The organism is Paraburkholderia phymatum (assembly GCF_040965635.1).
In the GTDB taxonomy this organism is placed as follows: domain Bacteria; phylum Pseudomonadota; class Gammaproteobacteria; order Burkholderiales; family Burkholderiaceae; genus Paraburkholderia; species Paraburkholderia phymatum_B.
In genome coordinates, this window is sequence record NZ_JBFRCH010000032.1 from 32,588 (window position 1) to 51,584 (window position 18,997).

Consider the following 18,997-nt stretch of genomic DNA (forward strand, 5'->3'; position numbering starts at 1 on the left):
TCTCGTCCCGCCATGAAGAAGAAACTGAAAACCACACTGCTTTCATCCGCCGCGCCGGTTGGTCTGGGCGTGCTGTTCTCGCTCGGCGTCATGTCGACGGCCGCCGCGCAAACCGGCACAGACAGCGCACCGCCCGCAAAACCGGCGTCGAAGGGTGCAGCAGATGCCGCCAGCGGCGCGCCCGACCAGGCAGCCCAGGCAGCCCAGGCACCCGTGGCACCGACGGGCTTCTGGGAACGCCCGAACCTGTTCGGCGACATGGGCGGACTGCGTCCGTGGCTCGGCCAGTACGGCATCACGCTGAACCTGCAGGAAACCGGTGAGTACCTGAACAACCTGTCGGGCGGCACCAGACGGGGCGGGGCGTATGACGGCCTGACGCAGCTGGGTGTCGGTGTCGACCTGGAGAAGGCCGTTGGGCTGACAGGGGGCAGCTTCAACGTATCGGCACTGCAGATTCACGGCACGAATCTGACCACACGCAATCTGCAGACCCTGCAGAGCGCGAGTGGCATCGAGGCTGACGCGACCACGCGCCTGTGGGAGCTCTGGTATCAGCAGACACTGTTTGGCGGCAAGGCCGATGTGAAGATCGGCCAGCAGAGCCTCGACCAGGAATTCATCGTGAGCCAGAACGCGGCGCCGTTCATGAACGCGACATTCGGCTGGCCGGTGCTGCCCTCCGTCGATATGCCGGCGGGCGGTCCCGCCTATCCGCTGTCGTCGCTCGGCATCCGCCTGCGTGTGAAGCCGTCGGATGCATGGACGGTGCTCGCGGGCGCATTCGACGGCAATCCGGCGCCCGGCGTAGGCGACCCGCAGAAGCTGAACGCCCACGGGACGAATTTCGGCCTGGGCAACGGCGCACTCTTCATCGGCGAAGTACAGTACGCGCTCAACCCGCCGCCAGCCAATCCCGCCGATGCGGCATCATCCGGTCTGCCGGGTACCTACAGGCTGGGCTTCTGGTACAACACCAATCACTTCGCCGACCAGCAGCTGGACAATACCCGCCGCTCGCTCGCCGATCCGGCAAGCACCGGCATCCCGCAGAGTCACAAGGGCAACTACAGCTTTTATGCCGTCGCTGACCAGATGGTCTGGCGACCGTCTGCGGACAGTGCGCAGTCCGTCAACGTGTTCGCGCGCATTATGGGCGCGCCGGGTGACCGCAATGTGGTGGACCTGGGGGTGAATGCGGGCGTGACGCTGAAGGCGCCGTTCAGGGGACGCGATAACGATGTGGCCGGACTTGCGGTCGGCTACGCGAAGATCGGTTCGCACGCGCGCAATCTCGCCAGCGATACGGCAACGTTCACGACGCCTGGCTTCCCGTCGCGCAGTGCGGAGACGGTTGTCGAAGCGACCTATCAGTATCAGGTCGCGCCATGGTGGATGCTGCAGGCCGATGCACAGTACTTTTTCCGGCCGTCGGGCGGCATTCCGCAGCCGGACAACCCGACGACGCGCATCGGCAACGAATTCGTTCTCGGCGTACGGACGAACATCGTGTTCTGAAGCGTAGTACGTGCATGAAGATCAACAGGCGTGCAATGCGGCCGACCCGGGCGGGAAGCGTGGAGCGCTGCGTCGCTGGCATTGCGCTTCTGGCGCCACGCGCAACGGCAACGATCTGTCATGTATCAAAGGCTGGCAGGAGCCCGGCTTGACCGCAAACTGACGGTTTCAGAAATTCAGCAAAGTTTCGGTCACAAATGCCCGCCATGATTGAAGATTGGGGGCGCGCGTGCCGTCACCCGAAGCCGACAATGACCGATCCAACGATACGCTGCCAACGATACGTTGAGTGCGACCACGCTACCCGGCCGGTAAGTGCACGACCGAGTGGCTCACCCATCCCTTTTCCGGGAGACCTCTGATGGAATTCAGTTTCAGCCTTAACCGCACGGCAAACGCATCTGCATGGCGCCTGCTTCCGAACGGATGGGACTTTGTTGCCTTTCCATTGATCATCGGTCTGATCGCGATGGCGGCCATCGGCTTTCATCAGACGCTCGCACCGATGTCGACCCTGAAGACCCAGGTGATCTCGCTCGACCCGTCGAACCTGCCCGAGTATGCGATGCGTACCACGCTGCGCATGCTCGCGGCGATGATCGCGTCCCTCATTTTCACGCTGACCTATGGCACGCTGGCGGCCAAGAGTCGCCGCGCCGAGAAGGTGCTTGTCCCGATTCTCGACATCCTGCAGTCGGTGCCCGTGCTTGGCTACATCTCATTTACGGTCACGTTCTTCCTGTCGCTTTTTCCGGGGCGCGTGCTCGGTGCCGAACTTGCGGCGATCTTTGCGATCTGGACGAGCCAGGCGTGGAACATGACGTTCAGCTTCTACCAGTCGCTGCGTACGGTGCCACGCGATCTGGACGAAGTCTCGAAGGGCTTTCACCTGTCGCCGTGGCAGCGTTTCTGGAAGCTCGACGTGCCGTTCTCGATGCCAGGCCTCATCTGGAACATGATGATGTCGATGTCGGGCGGCTGGTTCTTTGTTGTCGCGTCGGAGGCGATCACCGTCGGCAACAACACGATCACACTACCGGGCATCGGCGCGTATCTTGCGCAGGCCATCGCCGAGAAGAACCTGCATGCGATCGGCTGGGTCATTCTCTCGATGACGGTCGTGATCCTCGCCTACGACCAGTTGCTGTTCCGTCCGCTCGTCGCGTGGGCCGACAAGTTCCGCATGGAAACTACCAGTTCCGGCAACGCGCCCGAGTCGTGGCTGCTCGACATGCTGCGCCGTACGCGCATGATCCACCAGATGCTCAAGCCGATGGGCGCGATGCTGGCGAGGACGGCGCGTCTTCCCATGCATACGCCGATGCGCGATACGAAGCGTTTTCCCAACGCGCAGCGTCAGAAGTGGACGCGCGTAGGGGACATCATCTGGGGCATCCTGGTGCTTCTGCTGACCGTGTACGTCGTGTATCGCGTGGTTGCGTATGTACGTACGGGCGTCACGCTCGACGAAGTCGGGCACGTCTTCGTACTGGGGTTCATCACGCTGTTGCGTGTGGCCGTGCTGATCGCCATCTCTTCGCTGGTCTGGGTGCCGCTGGGCGTGCTGATCGGGCTGCGCCCGGCGCTTGCCGAAAAGATCCAGCCGCTCGCGCAGTTCCTCGCGGCGTTCCCGGCGAACCTGCTGTTTCCTGTCTTCGTGATCGTGATCGTGAAGTTTCACCTGAACCCGGATATCTGGCTGTCGCCGCTGATCGTGCTGGGTACGCAGTGGTACATCCTCTTTAACGTTATCGCGGGAGCGACCGCCTACCCGAACGACTACAAGGAAGCCGCGACGAACTTCCGCATTCGCGGCTGGCAGTGGTGGCGCCAGGCCATGCTGCCTGGCGTCTTTCCGTACTACATCACCGGAGCGATCACGGCATCGGGGGGCGCGTGGAATGCCAGCATCGTGTCCGAGTTCGTCCAGTGGGGCGATACGAAGGTGGCGGCCCACGGGCTCGGCGCTTACATCGCACAGACGACTGCCGCGGGCGATTTCCCGAAGATCATCCTGGGTATCGCCGTGATGTCCCTGTTCGTCACGCTGTTTAACCGCACGTTGTGGCGCCCGCTGTACGCCTACGCCGAATCCAGACTCCGGCTTGATTGAGAGGGAATCCGATGCTGAATGCTGCCGTAACTGCTGACGCGTTCCAGTCGCCTCCGCGCCTCGGTGAAGAAGTGCTGAGTGTCGAAAAAGTACGCCGTGGCTTTGACAAGGCACAGGGCGAACTGCTCGTCCTTGACGACGTTAACCTGTCGCTGCGTGAAGGCGAGATCGTTGGTCTGCTCGGCCGCTCTGGCTCGGGCAAGTCGACGCTCCTGCGCATCATCGCCGGGCTGATCGAGCCGACAGACGGCGAAGTGACCTATATGGGCAAGCCGCTCAAGGGTCCCGCCGAAGGCGTCGCGATGGTGTTCCAGACGTTCGCGCTGTTTCCGTGGCTCACCGTGCTGCAGAACGTGGAGGCGGGTCTCGAAGCGCTGGGCGTAGGCGCGCGCGAGCGGCGCGAACGCGCGCTGGCCGCGATCGACCTGATCGGTCTCGACGGCTTCGAGAACGCGTATCCGCGCGAGCTGTCGGGCGGCATGCGCCAGCGCGTCGGCTTTGCGCGCGCGCTGGTGGTCGATCCGACGCTGCTGCTGATGGACGAGCCGTTCTCCGCGCTCGACGTGCTGACGGCCGAAACGCTGCGTACCGATCTGCTCGATCTGTGGACGCAGGGCCGCATGCCGATCAGGTCGGTGCTGATCGTCACGCACAACATCGAGGAAGCGGTGTTCATGTGCGACCGTATTCTCGTGCTGTCGTCGAATCCGGGCCGCGTGATCGCCGAGATCAAGGTGCCGTTCAGGCATCCGCGCAATCGTCTGGACCCGGCGTTCCGCCGCCTCGTCGACGACATCTACGCGAAGATGACCGCGCGTCAGACGGACGAAACGACGAAGAAGGAGCTGGAGCTGCACAGCTGGCTGCCAAATGTGTCGACCAACCTGATGGCCGGTCTGATCGAGACGCTCGCGGCCGCGCCGTATCATGGTCGCGCGGACATGCCAGAAATTGCGCGCACGCTGCACCTGGAAGTGGACGACCTGTTCCCGATTGCCGAAGTGCTGCAGCACCTCGGGTTCGCCGACGTGCGCGAGGGCGACGTGTTCCTCACACCCGCGGCGCGCGTGTTTGCAGATTCGGGTACGCAGGAACGCAAGATGATGTTCGCCGGGCATATGCTGCGCCACGTGCCCCTGGCCGCGCGGATCAGGAAGGTGCTGGACGAGCGCCGGGGACACCGCGCGCCGCGCGTGCGCTTCGAGCAGGAACTGGAAGACTTCCTGTCCGATGGTGCGGCACAGGAGACGCTCGACGCCGTGATCGACTGGGGCCGCTACGCCGAGATCTTCTCGTATAACGACAAGACGGAAGTGTTCAGTCTGGCCGACGTCGAATCATGATCGCGCAGTAGCATTGCCGTCACTGGGCGCGTCGGGATGCGTGCGACCCGCCCAGTGCAGGCGTTCGACGGACACCGCGATGTGCCACTGTATCCGCGATGGCGTCGACGCCCCTCGCGCCGTGTCAGACACGCATCAGAGATTGATCTGGCCGCCCATTTCGACAACCCTGTTAGGCGGCAGACTGTAGTATTCCGCTGCCTGCGCTGCGTTCCTCGCGAGGAATGCAAACAGCCGTTCGCGCCATAGCGACATCGCATGGCTTTGTCCCGTGGCAACAATCGTGTCGCGCCCAAGAAAAAACGAGACCTCGTTCGGCTCGTAATGCCATTCCGGTATCGACTTTTCGACAAGCCTGAGCACAGTCGGAACATTCGGAATCTCCATGAATCCGTGACGCACGGCTACCGAATAGCAACCGTTCCCAAGGTCCTTAACGGAAACCCGGTCCTCGTCCGGGACATGCGGCGTGTTGTCGGTCGCGCCGGCCATGAAGATGTTGATACGGTGCATCACACCGTTGTGCTTCAGATTGTGCAGAAACGCAGAGGGCGTCATGTCGGTTACGCCGCCCGGAAAAACGGCTGTTCCCTGTGCACGCAAGACAGGATGTTCCGTCAGCGAACTGATGAGCGGCGCCAGCGGAAGGCTGTCGTTCCTGATCTGTTGCACGACCATCGCCCGGCCCTTGTGCCACGTTGTCATGATCGTGAAGAGCACGACGCCTGCCGCCAATGGAAACCATCCACCGTCCATGATCTTGTTCGCGTTGCTCGACACGAACAATGCATCGACGACGGCCATCGGCCCGATGACCACGAGCGTCGCGAGTGGCTTCCAGCGCCAGAGGCAATGCGTGACGAAGTACATCAGCAGCGTCGTGAGCAGCATCGTGGATGCAACGGCAATACCGTAGGCGGCTGCGAGGTTGTCGGAGGATCGGAAAAACAGCACGAGAAAGACGACGGCCACATACAGGGTGAGGTTGATGAAAGGCACGTAAACCTGCCCGATCTCCAGACTCGAGGTATGAACGACAGGAATGCGTGGCAGGAGCCCCAACTGCACGGCCTGCTTGGTCATCGAGAATGCGCCGGAGATGACGGCCTGAGAGGCGATGACGGTCGCCACCGCGGCGAGCACGACAAGGGGGATCAACGCCCATGTTGGCGCTGACTCAAAGAAAGGCTGGCTGATCGTGGAAGGCCTGGCCAGAACCAGTGCCGCCTGGCCGAAATAGTTGAGCACGAGTCCGGGAAACACGAGAAACAGCCACGACAGCCGAACGGGCGTTTTGCCGAAATGCCCCATGTCGGCATACAAGGCCTCTCCACCTGTCAGCGCCAGAAACACCGAGCCGAGCACGATGAAAGCGGTGGCGGGTGCGTGGGTGATGAAGATGAAAGCGTATTGCGGCGAGGCGGCAAGCACGATGGCGGGATGAGCGGCGATGTTGATCACGCCGAGCACCGCGAGGGTCGCGAACCAGACCAGCATCACGGGCCCGAATATCTTGCCCACGGCGCCCGTGCCGCGTTTTTGCAGCTTGAAAAGCCCGGTGAGAATGACGAGCGCAATCGGGACGATCCACTCCGACAGATGAGGGTCGACGAGCGTCACGCCTTCCACTGCGGAGATGACGGATATCGCCGGCGTGATCATCGAGTCGCCGTAAAACATCGCGGCGCCGAACACACCGAGGGTCAGGAGCACGGCACGAAGCCGAACGGGAGCAACGCCCGATGCGAGTGCCGTCAGCGCAAGAATGCCACCTTCGCCATCGTTGTCAGCGCGCATGACGAAGCAGACATACTTGAACGTGACGACGACGATAATGGACCACAGGATCAGCGATACGATGCCATAGACGTTCATCTGACTGACGCCGCCCGCGGCTTTCAGGCATTCCCTGAGTGTGTAGAGCGGACTTGTGCCGATGTCGCCGAAGACGACGCCAATCGCGCCGAGCACGAGGGCAGGCATTGTGTGGGTTCCATGTGACGCAGATCGAAGGGCAGTTGTAGACATGGTTGAAAGCGTGTTGACTGGTTCGGGCAAAGGTCGCATGAATCGAACCCGGGATCGGACGGGAGCGTGCGATCCTACGGGATGTTTCTTTCAGGTTTGCTACATGTGTCAGGCATCCGCGCGCCAAGGCGATTTTCACCGTCAATGACTGCATCGGATGTCCTGACGCGTGTCATCGGTGGCGCCGGTTGCAGCGTTAGGGAGAGGGAGTCAGGTCGAAGTCGCCCGTGAGAGGCTTTCAATCGTCAGCATTGCCCATGCGTTGCGCGCAAATTCCATCTCCATGTCACTACCGATCGCTTTCATCAAAGGGGCGGGCGCCTGTGCCGCATTGCTGGGCGGCATGGCTCACGTATTCCTGACAGCACCGGCAATTCAGAGGTTTTGATGATTCACGATATCCTCGCGCAACTCGATAACGGCATCTCCGCGCTACAGACGCTGCGGTATGTCGATACCGTGCAGCCGTTTTTCTACCGGTTCGGGCTAATGGGCTACGACGAGGACACGTACGACGCCCTTTACTGGGTGATCATCGGCGTGCTGGAAATCGTCGTCACGTATGCCGCGCTGAGGCCGCTCGAAGCACTGCGGCCCGTCGAGGCCTGGCATGACCGCAAGGCAGTGCGGGCCGACGTGATCTATACGTGGATCGCCAAGCTCGGCATCGTCAATATTGCGTTCTTCTTCATTCTCCAGCCGCTGTTCGACCACTGGCAGAGCCTGATGGCGATCTACGACGTGCCGAACATCGATCTCGAGAGCATCTGGCCGGGTGTCACCGATCAGGCGGTCGTATCGTTCCTGATCTATCTGGTCGTGCTCGACTTCTTCGGCTACTGGTATCACCGCTGGCAGCACCGCTTTGGCGTGTGGTGGGAGCTGCACGCGGTGCATCATAGCCAGCAGCAGATGTCATTGTGGGCGGATGACCGCAACCACCTTCTCGACGACATGATCCAGGCCGCGTTTTTTGCGGCCGTTTCCCTGTTCATCGGCGTACAGCCAACGCAGTTCGTCGTGCTGGTTGCCGTCGGCAATTTCATGCAGAGCGTGCAGCACGTGAACGCACGATTGCCGTACGGATGGCTGCTTGAGCGCGTAATCGTCAGTCCGGCGTTTCATCGTCGTCATCATGCGGTGGGCTACGGTCATGAAGGCACACGCTACGGGTGCAACTTCGGCGTGCTGTTTCCATGGTGGGACATGCTATTCCGGACCGCGTCATGGAACCGGACCATCGAGCCCACCGGCATCCGTGACCAGTTGCCTGCGCCACACGGTGCCGCGCGTTCTTACGGCGAAGGCGTGATCGCGCAGCAGTGGGTTTGCGTTCGAGCGCATCGTGATGCGTCTGCGCGGAAAACGTTTCCACGTCGATGGCGCGACGGACTGAGCGCTGGTGACGCATCCAATCTGAAAAGCTGAAGGAGTTCCAGATGCCAGCAATCCATGAGTCCCTCATTCATGAACTCCACCCCACGCAGCTCACGGTTGGCATGATAGAAGTCGTGGATCAAAAGCATCACCTGAAGTCGCTCAAGCCCGGAGATCAACGGGCGTTCATGCAAGCCCACCCGATACCCGCGGTGATTGGGCCGGCCAAAAAGCTATACATCACCGACCACCATCACCTCGGGCGAGCTGCCTACGAAGCGGGGGTCGCCAACGGTTTCTTTCTGGTCGAGGCGGACCTGTCCAATTGCGCGATTGAAGAAGCGTTCTGGACGGAGATGGATAAGAACCGGTGGGTTCACCCCCTCGACGAGAATGGCGTACGGCACTATTACTCGTTTATACCGCATCACCTCGAAAAGCTGATCGACGACCCCTATCGTTCGCTCGCCGGGTACGTGCGCAATGCCGGCGGTTATGAAAAGACGCCCACAGCTTTCGCCGAATTTGTGTCGGCCGACTATTTCCGTCGTTCGATTGCCATCGAGGACGTCAAATCGAACTTTCAGGCAGCGGTTCAGTACGCCATCGGCATCGCAAAAAGTGAGCATGCCCGGACGCTGCCAGGCTACAAGGGATCTTGAGCGCAGGCTGCGCACAACTCGCAGCCCCCGCCACAAAGCCGTTGGCAGCTCCGGGTGCGTGGTGCCGCAGCGGGTGTCGCCAGCCGGGCTGACGAGCGCGCGGATGCCGGGAAGATTCGTGGCATTTGTTATGTCGTCGCGCCAGCCGACCACAATGACTCGGATAACTAATCATCCGTCGCCTCAACGAGGGACGCCAAACAAGGTTCGTGTTTGTCCTCTGCTGGCATATTGCGAATCCCGGCCGCCTCTCTTGATCGCCTTGTTCACGATCCCACCTGTTTCGCGGTCGATGTAATGCCCCTGAACACTGTCTTCGCGATATCCATGCCCACTGCCGTGCAATTCATTCGGATCCTCCGGTTGCCAGGAAAAATTCATGTTTCCACGTGGGCACATCGATGTCGTCGGCCCGTGAGGGTTCGCCGTCTCGACGATCAAATTCAGTCGCGTTGATTCCGCGCATCACGAGCATGTCCCTGAATGGTTCGGGAAGGTGGAAGCGTCGCGATTGGCTGCGTGTTCATAATCGGCCGGGCTTGCTGAACGGGAATCCGAACCGACCGCGCCGCGAGCAGAAGCGATATGACGAGAGAAAGAATCAGAACATTCGACGGCGACACGAGTCGGTGTTCCGTCGCCGCCATCGTGAGCAGACATACCGAAGAAATTTCAACGAAGCGGAACGCCGCGAAGTTCCGCCCTTCGTCCCGCAAGGCGCTGTACGCGGCGCCGTCCTGGGCCCACTTGATGAGCTTCCAGTAGAAGGCCAGCAGCAGGAACAGGCCCACCACGCCCAGTTCCGCGAGGAAGTTCAGATAGGAGTTATGCGCGTGAGAGTCGCTATGCTCGACGACGATGTCCGAAGGCACGCCCAGCACGCCGAAGTAAGAGACGACATTGCGGATATTGTCGTCGAATGAGCCGAAACCCATTCCGACGATCGGGCTCTGGCGGAAATAGGTGAGCGCGCGTGGCCACAGCCACTCATACCGGATATCGAGGTTCGCGACCTTGGCGTCCGAATTCTGGATGTTGAACGTATAGCCCATGTAGTCGATGTTCGGCTTCATGTGATAGTACGCGATGCCCAGCGAGCCGATCACGAGGCAGCTCATCAGCGTGGCGAGCACCCAGCGCTTACGTCCCAGATACAGGTATGGGAAGATCGCGACTGCGCCGAGCAGCGAGCCACGGCTGTAGGTCGAAAAGAGCATCAGCGCATTGAGCGCGAGCAGCGAAAGAATCAGCTTGCTGCGTTGCTGAAGCTGGCAGGCGACGCCGACACAGAACAGCATCGCGAGGAATCCGCCCGCGGCATTGCGTGCGATGAAGAAGCTGCCGAACGTGTCATCCGGATGTCTGAAAATACTGAGCAGTCCGTTTTGCAGTATGTAGATCACGTACGGCGGCACATTGACCATCACCGCAAAGATGAAGAAGTTGCGCAGGATCCTGCTTAGATCCCAGCGATGGGCGTACACGCAGCCGGCAAAAATGGGCGCATAGGAAACGAAGAAGTTACCGTCGCGACGATAGAAGTCGAAATTGATCAGCGACTGAGGGTCGTATAACGCGGTCGATACGAGCGCAAAGAGCGTCAGCGCGGTCAGAGGTGCGAAGAAGCCGGGGTAGTTGCGTCCGAAGAAACGCCACGCGCATAAGACGATCGGGACAAATCCGATTGCGCTGACAGGTATCAGGTTGGTCACCGTCAGGAATAGCGCAAGCAAGGATATGTAAGCCATTTCGACTCTCGTGAAGATCGAAGAGCAACTTTCATCGATGACTACGCGAGCGCCATAAACAAGTCGGCACGGGGACGAACTGCGCGGCAAGTAATCACGTGATGTCGTGACAATGAATATAACGAATCGTCCTTTCTGGGTGCTTCCAGGCTTCGGCGGTCGTTCCATCCGCTGCGAGGGGCGCCGAATTCTTCACCGAAGGCTTCCCACGGTTTTTGGATATTCTGGCCATCATCCGTGAGAAACTATTTCTGCAGCGACACAGCACAATTCGGCAGAGAGCAGCCTTTCGAAGCGGCGAGGGTCACACGTTCCGGCGAACCCCACATCGGAGGTGACGGTATCCCCTGCTATGGCGTGGTGACCGCGAAGAGGACGCCCAGCGCGCGCTCGAGGCTGGCATGCAGTGAGGGATAGAAGGTTGACAACGTGCCATCCAGATACAGCGCCGTCTGACAGGAGAAGCGCTCTGCAAGCATGTGGGCAAAGTCGTAGAACGTGATGGGATCGTGCGTTACTACGAGGACGACGCTGGTTGGGCTACGGACGCATACCGCATTGCGTGTCGTGATGTTCGTCGAATCCGCCGGGAACAGAGAATTGGGTTCGCCGTTGCGCACGAGGAGCGGCCCGGACTGGTTGGCGAAGGCGATCAGGCGTTTCTCTGCATCGGATTTGGCCTGGTATTCTTCGGTTGTGACGATCTCGGCGCGCCCGGGATAGAGGAGAAACACCCCGTTGGGCTGCAGGTAGAAGTTGCCGTATGCATTGCGGCGCAGATTCAGGCGCCGCAGCAGTGTGCCGTTTTCAATGTACAGCCCAAGAGGTTTCTGCGACCGGTCAAAGATGCCGCCGTTGGTCCCGCACACTATCTTTCTGCCCTGTTTGTGGAGCGCAGCATCGAGTGCTTGCAGCGATCCATAAGCCTGGCCAGCGTCCGACTTCCAGTGCATGGTCAGCCTGTCCTTGCGCAGATCCATTGCGCAAGCCGAGAGGCTGACGCCATCGACGTTCAGCTCGGTCACATCAGCTGCGCATGCGGCCATGGGCAACACGACGAGGCAGATGTGGAGCAGGTTCTGCGCGTAGCGCGTGATACTCCAAAGTCGTCTGAGCGAAATGCCCTGCATGGTGGCGTCACTTCCCTGGTCATGCGCTGAAGCCAATCAGGCCCAGCGGGGATCGATAGGACCGCACCGTTGCCAGTCGTATTCGAGGCGCATCGTGGCACGGACGGAACTGGAGCGCGTTCGCGGCTTGAGACACGTGGCGTCGCCGGGTGACGTGAGCAACTCTCCTGTCCGGGCACGTCCCATTGGCGAGGCGCCGCATCTGGCGCACGCCCGGGCAGCAGCGCCTCACTGCCACGAGCCGACGTAGCCTGCTTCGCCTGCGCCTGTCGCTTTGCCCGCGGGGCCATAGCTGAAAACATCGATCTCGCCGTGCACGCCCGGATTCAGGTACTGGTACGCATTGCCCCAGGGATCGTTCGGCAGACGCTCGAGATAGCCGCCGTCCTTCCAGTTGTTCGGGATCGGGTCCGTGGTCGGCTTCTCGACCAGCGCGCGCAGGCCCTGCTCCTGGGTCGGATAGCGGCCGTTGTCGAGCCGGTAGAGCTTGAGCGACTGCATGATGGTGCTGATGTCCTGCTTCGCGGCCACACGGCGCGCTTCGTCAGGACGGCTCATGATCTTCGGCACGATCAGCGCAGCCAGAATGCCGAGGATCGCAATCACCACCATGATTTCAATGAGCGTAAAGCCGCGCTGCGTATCGCGGCTAACAATGCGGGCGTTGCGTTGCGGTTTCATGGGCAGGTTCATATGAGCTCAGGGTCGTTGCCGTCAGCCCAGCCTGGCTGCAAGTGCATGCGAGGGTTCAACAGTACGGCATGTAACGATCGATGCAGGATTGGGCGCACATCCGAAGGATACCGTACCGCGCTTTCTGTCGCGCCAGTCCCGGCGATGCCTGATCAATTGCATGGGCGTCTTCCCCACGCTGTCAGGCCGTGCGCGATCAGGATCCGGCGAGCCCGCCGACGAACCCGATCCCGCAGACCACCGCCGAAACGCCGATCAGCACCCATCGGTAGCCACCGCGCAGGCGGTACCTGTCCGGAAGCGTTTTCGTTGCCAGGGCCACCAGGAACCCGATGACCAGCGGCAGCAGAAAAGCATTCAGCACCTGCGCGGCGATATTCAGCCATACGAGATCGGCAACCCCCCACACGAGGGCGGCGGCCCCCATAACGCTGGCCGCATAGACCGCGTAGAACCAGCGAGCCTCGAACGGGTGCAGTTCCAGCGAACGGCGACAGCCGGCGACTTCACCGATCCCCCAGGCGAGGGCGAGCGATGAGACAATCGCTGCAACCATGGCCGCACCCAATACGCCCATGCTGAACACGCCTTGCGCGATGTGCCCGCCGAGCAGCGGACTGAGCGCGGTGCTGATCTCGCCCACGCTGTTCAGACCTGCCGACGTGCCCCGGGTACCCAGGGTCGCCGCGGCAGCGACCAGCACGGCCGCCGTCAGAAGCTGCGTGAGAACCGCACCGAAGGCGGTGTCCCACCGCTCAGCCTGGCAGTCATCCGGCGTCAGGCCCTTGTCCGCGACGGCAGACTGCTGGTAGAACACCATCCACGGATTGAATACGGCGCCGACGATCGCCGCGGCGAGATAGAGGAAGTGCCGGTCACCCAGTGGCATGTCGCGGGCGTGGCGCAGCACCGTCGCAGGATCGGGATGCGCAGCCCAGGCCACCGCGAAAAAGGCCAGCTCGAACAGACCGATCAGGAGCGCCGCCCGTTCGGTGCGCCGGTAGGAACCCGTCGCGACCACCACGAGCAGCACCGTCACGCTGGCCGGCAGCGTGAGCGCGCGCGGCACACCATACAGTTCGCCAATACCGGCGATACCCGTGAATTCCGTAATCAGCGAGCCGATGGTCGCGATGGCCAGGCTGCCGGCCGACAGCCATGCCCAGCCACGTCCAAAACGCTCCCGGATCAGCTCGCCATGACCACGGCCGGTGAAGACGCCCAGTCGTACCGTCAGTTCCTGCAACATGTAAAGCAGCGGAACCAGCAGGAGCAGCAACGGCAGCAGGCGGTAGCCCCATTGGGCGCCGGCCTGAGCGGCGGTGACCACATTGCCGGCATCGGTATCCGCCAGCATGACGAGGACGCCCGGTCCCCATACCGGAATGAAACGGAAGGCCGCGGTGATCCTTGTCCTGAACGGAACGCTTTCTGCGGCCGCAGTTCGCTGAGGCTGGCGTCGAGAGGTCAATTGCGGGCAATGTCTGTGAAAGGTCCTGGGAGCACGGAAAAGCTCGTCGGCTACGCCCGAGGTAGGAGTAGGACATGCCCACGCGCCCTGGAGTGGTTCTCGAACGCGGCAGGCGACACGCCCACAACCGGTTGCCGACAGTTCGAAGCGAGCATAGCATCCGGGAACGGGATCCGCCTGCCCTGGATTTTGTGCGGCCGGGATGGCCTGGGTTGCTGTTCGCGCACGCCTGCCCGCGCTGACACAGGTCGCATCCTGAGCCGGCCCCGCCATGTCCTGCCGCCATCACTTTAACGGCGTCATCCGCACGACCTTTCACGATCAACGGCAGCACGGCAACCTGCAGGTCGTCGCGCGACACCCCCATCCCGATGCGGAGATGCGCGTCGCGAGCGTCGTATGCGTGGAGCCGGTCCAATGGCGATAGCATGGGGCAGGGCAGAGTGCTCGAAGCGCCTGTCGTGCGAGCGTGGCGCATGATGGATCCTTTCGCGGCTTTAATGGAGAGACTCAATGGGAAAACTGCATGAGGTTGAAGTGCGCCGGCTGCATCCCACCCAGATTACGGTCGGTATGATCGAGGTGCGGGAGAAGCGCGACGAGCTGTCCAGGCTCAGGGAGCCTCATCTGCACGATTTTCTGCGCGCCCATCCGGTACCGGCGGTGGAAGGTCCGAACGACAAGCTGTACATCACGGATCATCACCACCTTGGGCGGGCGTTGTCTGAGGAGGGGATCGCGACGGGTTTCTTCCTGGTCGAGGCGGATTTTTCCACCCTGGCGCTGGATCAGTTCTGGACCGAGATGGACCGGCACCAGTGGGTTCACCCCTATGACGAAAATGGCCAACGGTGCCCATTCGACGAGATACCGAAACACGTGGAGCACCTGAGGGACGACCCGTTCCGGAGCCTGGCCGGTTACGTGCGCAATGCGGGCGGATACCAGAAGACCCCGGAGGCTTTTGCCGAGTTTCTGTGGGCCGACTTCTTCCGCAAACGCATCTCCATCGGAAGCGGCAAGGAAGGTTTCGAGACCGCAGTCCGCATGGGCATCACCCTGGCGCGCAGCGTTGACGCCAGGGGGCTGCCAGGGTACATCGGCCCGATGGCCGCGCCCGAACCGCAAGGGCTTTGACCAATTGATGACCCACAGCTCCTGCGCCTGGTTCGCGGGCGTCCCGACACTGGCGGCGAAATCCATCATCCGCTGCAGGCCTTCCCGGATGGCCTTGGCGCAGCATCATCGCGATGATCTTCGCCTTTTAGCCAACGGCCTTTGCGAGCGCCCCTGCAGCAATTATAGTGAGCACTTCCTGGCGCCGAACCCGCCCGAAAAAACGTAAGGAGATTTCCATGCGCGCTCACGGTGCGATGGGCACGATGACGCTCCTGTCCGAGGTGGACGACACCTCTTCGCGCGAGCTGCGCGTGCTGCGCCTCGAGGCGTCGATAGATGGCAGAACGGTGGTGATGATCGATGTCGACCGGAGGAAGCCTGGCGTTCACCGGGAAGTGCGGTATGAGATAACAGCCGCCGAACTCGTCGCGGCCATCCGTGCGCACGGCACCGAGTCGTCAATTGAATCTCACGGTCACTGATGGTACTGGTGCGGTCCGCAAACCTCCACTCGAGGCGCAAACCTCCACTCGAGGCGTCAGGGGTACCGCCAGGATTCGGGCGACAATGTACGTGAAACCGACAGCCCGTCCCAACGGGTCACCAGCGCGGCGGTCGTTCGTGTGTAGACCACTGTCCCGTCCCCTCCTGACAACCACGAGTCCCGGCGCTTCAGGCTGCTGCAGTAGCAGCGGCCCTATTGGCCGCCCAGCTTGCCGCACCCGGCGCCGTTACCGGACTCGGCGGGGGGAGGAAGGCAGCATACCTAGGAGTCCTCAGCCTCATGATCACCCACCATGCCCTTCGTGATATGTTGGTCGACCCGGGTTTTTGGGGATGCACCGAGATTCCATATCCCCCAGATCGAAATAAGCAGGCCCAATCCGAAGCCGACGCCCAACAGGATGTATGTATCCATCTCAAATCCTCAAAATTGTTGCGGCGCTGGACCAGTGGTGTCGGCTGCGCCCCGGCTCTCATAATCCGTCACCGAATACGGTTCGCGTATGAATTCTGGTTGCCGCTTTCCCTTTCAAGGTGGAAAGCGGCTGCTTCCATCTTGAATGCAGCCGCGCGGCGGCGGTGTGTCATTGAAACGTCTCACTGACCTGTCAGGTTACGGAAGCCGGCAGCTATTTGCTACCGTTTGAACTGACTCTGCCGTCGCTGTCCAGTCGAGTCCCAACGAGATGTCAACTGACGCTGAAATACACGCATATTTCCTGCGTGCTTTCGACGGGCTGACTGTCGCGCAATGCGGGAAAGAAGCGCCAGCGACGCAAGGTCTTGAGAAGCAACTGGTTCAGGCGCGGTCATGGCGTCGCCTTGACGAGTTCAACGTCGACAGAGCCGTCGACGTGAATCGTGAAATGCGCCGTCGCGACTGTCTGATACGCCGCTCGCGTAAATCGTCAGGCAATACCGGCAGCGGCTGCGCGATGAGTGTTGGCGTGGTTGGGCGACCGGGTGGTGCCCCAACTGAACGTTGCTCGAAAGATTGTCGTGCACACGGCGGCTGACGATGAGCAGACCAGGCTGGAAGCATTCCCGTCGTGACGCCGGCTCTCCATGAATACGCTACGCCGACGGCCCGAAGCTACAAGTGACCGCCGGCGCTTTCATAGCCGTTACTCCGAACCGTCGTTCCTATTGGACGAGTCCTGGAAGGACCTTAGTACCTTCACGCTGAACAGCCACCAGCTTGTCCGGGTCGAGGCCGAGCGCCTTCAAGATGGTCGGCGCCACCTGCATGTTGGTCACCGGCGTATCGACGACCTTTTTCCCCAGCTTCGGATTTGAGACCACTAACAGCGTGTTCGTATCGTCAGCGGCGAGGCCGCCGTGCTCGGCCAGCTTTGCCGCGCTCTTGCTGTAAATCGTCCCCGGTATCGGCTGGACGATGAGATCGGGAACACGGCCTTCCATGGGATCGCCCCAGATCCCCTTCAAGGTCGTGCCGTCATAGAGGGTCTGGATGTGGGTGGAATTGGCGCCCGCCTGGTCCTTGCTGAGGATCGATGCTGCGTTTCCCGCATCGCTGTGGTTTGCGAGCCATATGAGCGACACGTCGTCGGCCGTTTCCTGGGCGACCGTTATGCTGTTTCTGGCGAGCAGGTCGGCGACGTCGGTCACGTCGGCGGTGGCATAGGCGTTCGTCGAGCCGTTCAGCATATGAAGCTTCTTGATGTCGATCGGCGACTGGCCGTGCTTGGCTCCGACGATGAACAGCGTCGACTGCAGCAAATGGCTCGCTTTGAGCGCCTCGTACATCTGGCTCAGAGAGTCATCGACGAAGTCTAGCGATTGCGCCAACGGCTTTGTCGGGGTCGCGGCTGCGTCGACATAGCCACCACGGGTCGTGGAGCCGCTTTCCATGGCCACCGTGACCTTCTGTCCGACGCTGACAGCCTGAAAGTTCATGCCGAAGATCGCGGGTACGCCGACCTGCTTCGTCCCCGTCTGATCCAGCCCATGGATCCAGTTCAGGACAACCTTGACCTTGAAGCCGTCGTAGGCCCGGGTATATATGGGATCGGCTGTCCAATCTGCGTCCGAGGGTGCATTCGGAAAGCCATTCGCTTGCAGGGAGGTCGAGTTGATCTCGGGTGCGTAGAGTTCGTCCAGACCCGTCCCCGACGGCCCGTTGACGATCTCGTAGGCCGGGTGCTTATCCGACCACGCGGTGCGTAGGCCAGCCTGATGGATGATCTCGAAGATCGTGTTCGTATTGTTCTTGAGATATAGATGCGGCCAGACCTTCTCGCAGCCGCTGGAGGTCTTTGCCAGCGGGAGCTTCTCGGGATCGATGTGCGGATTTCGCGGATCAAACGTCGCGCCGGCCGGTGCCGATCCACCGTCCAGCTTGGTGAGATCCCAGTCGAGTGCTTCGAAGTTGGTCACCTCAGTGCCAGGCGTGCCGGTGCAATTACTGCCCGGCGGGAAGAGGGTCGCGTCGTAAGTATCGTCATAGAAAACGCCGTGGCTCAGAGGGCTCCCCCCCGTCGCAAAGGCCAGAAGCCCAGGATACGAGTCCGACGGCTTCGAGGTCGAAGCATGGGTGTACTCGACGCCGTGTTGGACCAGCTTCGCGAAGGTGGAATTCGGGTGAGTCTTGATGTAGTTGACCAGATCGGCCTCATGCATCCCGTCCACACTGATCAGCAAAACGTGCGTGTACTGCTGGTGGTGATTGCCATTCTCATCCTGCGCAGTTGCGGCCATGCTCGCGAACGCCAGCACGCTCGCGCTGAAGATTGCACCGACTCCAAACCACTTCCTCATTTTGTCCATTATTCGCCTCGTAAGTTGGTTGGGCACGACCGTGCCCTACGAGAGGTAAGTATTGAAATGAGAAAATCCCGTGAAGGGCTGCTTTCGTTTGTCTTCGTTTGGGGGCCAGGAGGCTCGAAGGGCGTGCGGTTGAGAGAATGTAAAAAATTGTATCGGCGAATCGCTTTTAAGACCTGACGAAACACAACAGTTCGTGTACGCGACCGTCGACAGGACACGCTGGTCGACGACATGCCACCATGAGCAGCGTATCGATACCCTACGCGGAAAGCCGTGCCTTCAGGTCGGTACTAAGGACACTATGACTCGGTGCGCAATGGTGATCGGCTGGGTGCGGGCCACTTCCGGCCGTTCGACTTCGCTCTCGAGGCGACATCCGAACGTCGGTTTCAGGCCAGTTACCGGACCTATGCTCAATGATCTCGGACCAAAGCGCAACCGATACAGGCAAATGCTCTGTGCAGACGCCAGCCGCGGCACAAACACCTCCACGTCGGCTGACAC

The 18,997-nt window shown here is 61.1% G+C and carries 12 protein-coding genes and 2 pseudogenes; 7 read left to right on the forward strand and 7 right to left on the reverse strand.

Annotated elements, in window-relative coordinates; all coding sequences use genetic code 11:
- Positions 1 to 12: 12 nt before the first annotated feature.
- From AB4Y32_RS32515 to AB4Y32_RS32525, 3 genes are all read left to right on the forward strand, one after another.
- On the forward strand, positions 13 to 1,518 hold the full coding sequence (locus tag AB4Y32_RS32515; RefSeq protein ID WP_368725272.1) for a carbohydrate porin: 1,506 nt from the start codon (positions 13 to 15) through the stop codon (positions 1,516 to 1,518).
- A gap of 361 nt (positions 1,519 to 1,879) precedes the next feature.
- Positions 1,880 to 3,631 (forward strand): ABC transporter permease, encoded by a 1,752-nt coding sequence (locus AB4Y32_RS32520; protein WP_368725246.1) that lies wholly within the window; start codon positions 1,880 to 1,882, stop codon positions 3,629 to 3,631.
- Positions 3,632 to 3,642: 11 nt separating this feature from the next.
- Positions 3,643 to 4,974, forward strand: a complete 1,332-nt coding sequence (locus AB4Y32_RS32525) for an ABC transporter ATP-binding protein (protein WP_368725247.1) — start codon at positions 3,643 to 3,645, stop codon at positions 4,972 to 4,974.
- A gap of 135 nt (positions 4,975 to 5,109) precedes the next feature.
- On the opposite strand, the gene AB4Y32_RS32530 is transcribed toward AB4Y32_RS32525, so the two are convergent.
- A complete protein-coding gene (locus AB4Y32_RS32530; protein ID WP_439899872.1) occupies positions 5,110 to 7,002 on the reverse strand; it encodes a potassium transporter Kup in 1,893 nt (630 codons plus the stop codon).
- Positions 7,003 to 7,389: 387 nt separating this feature from the next.
- Between AB4Y32_RS32530 and AB4Y32_RS32535 the strand changes: the two are divergent.
- Together AB4Y32_RS32535 and AB4Y32_RS32540 are read left to right on the forward strand one after the other, a co-directional pair.
- Positions 7,390 to 8,398, forward strand: a pseudogene (locus tag AB4Y32_RS32535) (sterol desaturase family protein).
- A 43-nt stretch (positions 8,399 to 8,441) separates the two neighbouring features.
- Positions 8,442 to 9,041: a ParB-like protein gene (locus AB4Y32_RS32540; RefSeq protein WP_368725250.1), complete on the forward strand. Its 600-nt coding sequence runs from the start codon at positions 8,442 to 8,444 to the stop codon at positions 9,039 to 9,041.
- A 219-nt stretch (positions 9,042 to 9,260) separates the two neighbouring features.
- On the opposite strand, the pseudogene AB4Y32_RS32545 reads toward AB4Y32_RS32540, so the two are convergent.
- From AB4Y32_RS32545 to AB4Y32_RS32565, 5 genes and pseudogenes are all read right to left on the reverse strand, one after another.
- Positions 9,261 to 9,391 (reverse strand): annotated as a pseudogene (locus tag AB4Y32_RS32545) (IS110 family transposase); the annotation flags it as partial.
- Between the two features lie 93 nt (positions 9,392 to 9,484).
- Positions 9,485 to 10,789 (reverse strand): O-antigen ligase family protein, encoded by a 1,305-nt coding sequence (locus tag AB4Y32_RS32550; protein ID WP_368725251.1) that lies wholly within the window; start codon positions 10,787 to 10,789, stop codon positions 9,485 to 9,487.
- Positions 10,790 to 11,139: 350 nt separating this feature from the next.
- A complete protein-coding gene (locus AB4Y32_RS32555) occupies positions 11,140 to 11,919 on the reverse strand; it encodes a phosphodiester glycosidase family protein (protein WP_368725252.1) in 780 nt (259 codons plus the stop codon).
- A 228-nt stretch (positions 11,920 to 12,147) separates the two neighbouring features.
- Positions 12,148 to 12,600, reverse strand: coding sequence for a type II secretion system major pseudopilin GspG (gspG, locus tag AB4Y32_RS32560; RefSeq protein WP_368725253.1), 453 nt, complete (start codon positions 12,598 to 12,600; stop codon positions 12,148 to 12,150).
- Between the two features lie 208 nt (positions 12,601 to 12,808).
- The gene (locus AB4Y32_RS32565; RefSeq protein WP_368725254.1) at positions 12,809 to 13,969 is read right to left on the reverse strand and encodes an NRAMP family divalent metal transporter; all 1,161 of its coding nucleotides are present in this window, start codon (positions 13,967 to 13,969) and stop codon (positions 12,809 to 12,811) included.
- 627 nt (positions 13,970 to 14,596) lie between these two features.
- On the opposite strand from AB4Y32_RS32565, the gene AB4Y32_RS32570 reads away from it, so the two are divergent.
- Positions 14,597 to 15,220, forward strand: a complete 624-nt coding sequence (locus AB4Y32_RS32570) for a ParB-like protein (RefSeq protein ID WP_368725255.1) — start codon at positions 14,597 to 14,599, stop codon at positions 15,218 to 15,220.
- Between the two features lie 218 nt (positions 15,221 to 15,438).
- The gene (locus AB4Y32_RS32575) at positions 15,439 to 15,684 is read left to right on the forward strand and encodes a hypothetical protein (RefSeq protein ID WP_368725256.1); all 246 of its coding nucleotides are present in this window, start codon (positions 15,439 to 15,441) and stop codon (positions 15,682 to 15,684) included.
- A 1,165-nt stretch (positions 15,685 to 16,849) separates the two neighbouring features.
- On the opposite strand, the gene AB4Y32_RS32580 is transcribed toward AB4Y32_RS32575, so the two are convergent.
- Positions 16,850 to 18,493, reverse strand: coding sequence for an alkaline phosphatase family protein (locus AB4Y32_RS32580; protein WP_368725257.1), 1,644 nt, complete (start codon positions 18,491 to 18,493; stop codon positions 16,850 to 16,852).
- Between the last annotated feature and the right edge of the window lie 504 nt (positions 18,494 to 18,997).

Coding starts and splice junctions, on each gene's coding strand:
- AB4Y32_RS32520 (WP_368725246.1), top strand. CDS start 1,880: ATGGAATTCAGTTTCAGCCTTAACCGCACGGCAAACGCATCTGCATGG.
- AB4Y32_RS32555 (WP_368725252.1), bottom strand. CDS start 11,919: ATGCAGGGCATTTCGCTCAGACGACTTTGGAGTATCACGCGCTACGCG.
- AB4Y32_RS32570 (WP_368725255.1), top strand. CDS start 14,597: ATGGGAAAACTGCATGAGGTTGAAGTGCGCCGGCTGCATCCCACCCAG.
- AB4Y32_RS32565 (WP_368725254.1), bottom strand. CDS start 13,969: ATGCTGGCGGATACCGATGCCGGCAATGTGGTCACCGCCGCTCAGGCC.
- gspG (WP_368725253.1), bottom strand. CDS start 12,600: ATGAAACCGCAACGCAACGCCCGCATTGTTAGCCGCGATACGCAGCGC.
- AB4Y32_RS32580 (WP_368725257.1), bottom strand. CDS start 18,493: ATGGACAAAATGAGGAAGTGGTTTGGAGTCGGTGCAATCTTCAGCGCG.
- AB4Y32_RS32540 (WP_368725250.1), top strand. CDS start 8,442: ATGCCAGCAATCCATGAGTCCCTCATTCATGAACTCCACCCCACGCAG.
- AB4Y32_RS32550 (WP_368725251.1), bottom strand. CDS start 10,789: ATGGCTTACATATCCTTGCTTGCGCTATTCCTGACGGTGACCAACCTG.
- AB4Y32_RS32575 (WP_368725256.1), top strand. CDS start 15,439: ATGCGCGCTCACGGTGCGATGGGCACGATGACGCTCCTGTCCGAGGTG.
- AB4Y32_RS32525 (WP_368725247.1), top strand. CDS start 3,643: ATGCTGAATGCTGCCGTAACTGCTGACGCGTTCCAGTCGCCTCCGCGC.
- AB4Y32_RS32515 (WP_368725272.1), top strand. CDS start 13: ATGAAGAAGAAACTGAAAACCACACTGCTTTCATCCGCCGCGCCGGTT.
- AB4Y32_RS32530 (WP_439899872.1), bottom strand. CDS start 7,002: ATGTCTACAACTGCCCTTCGATCTGCGTCACATGGAACCCACACAATG.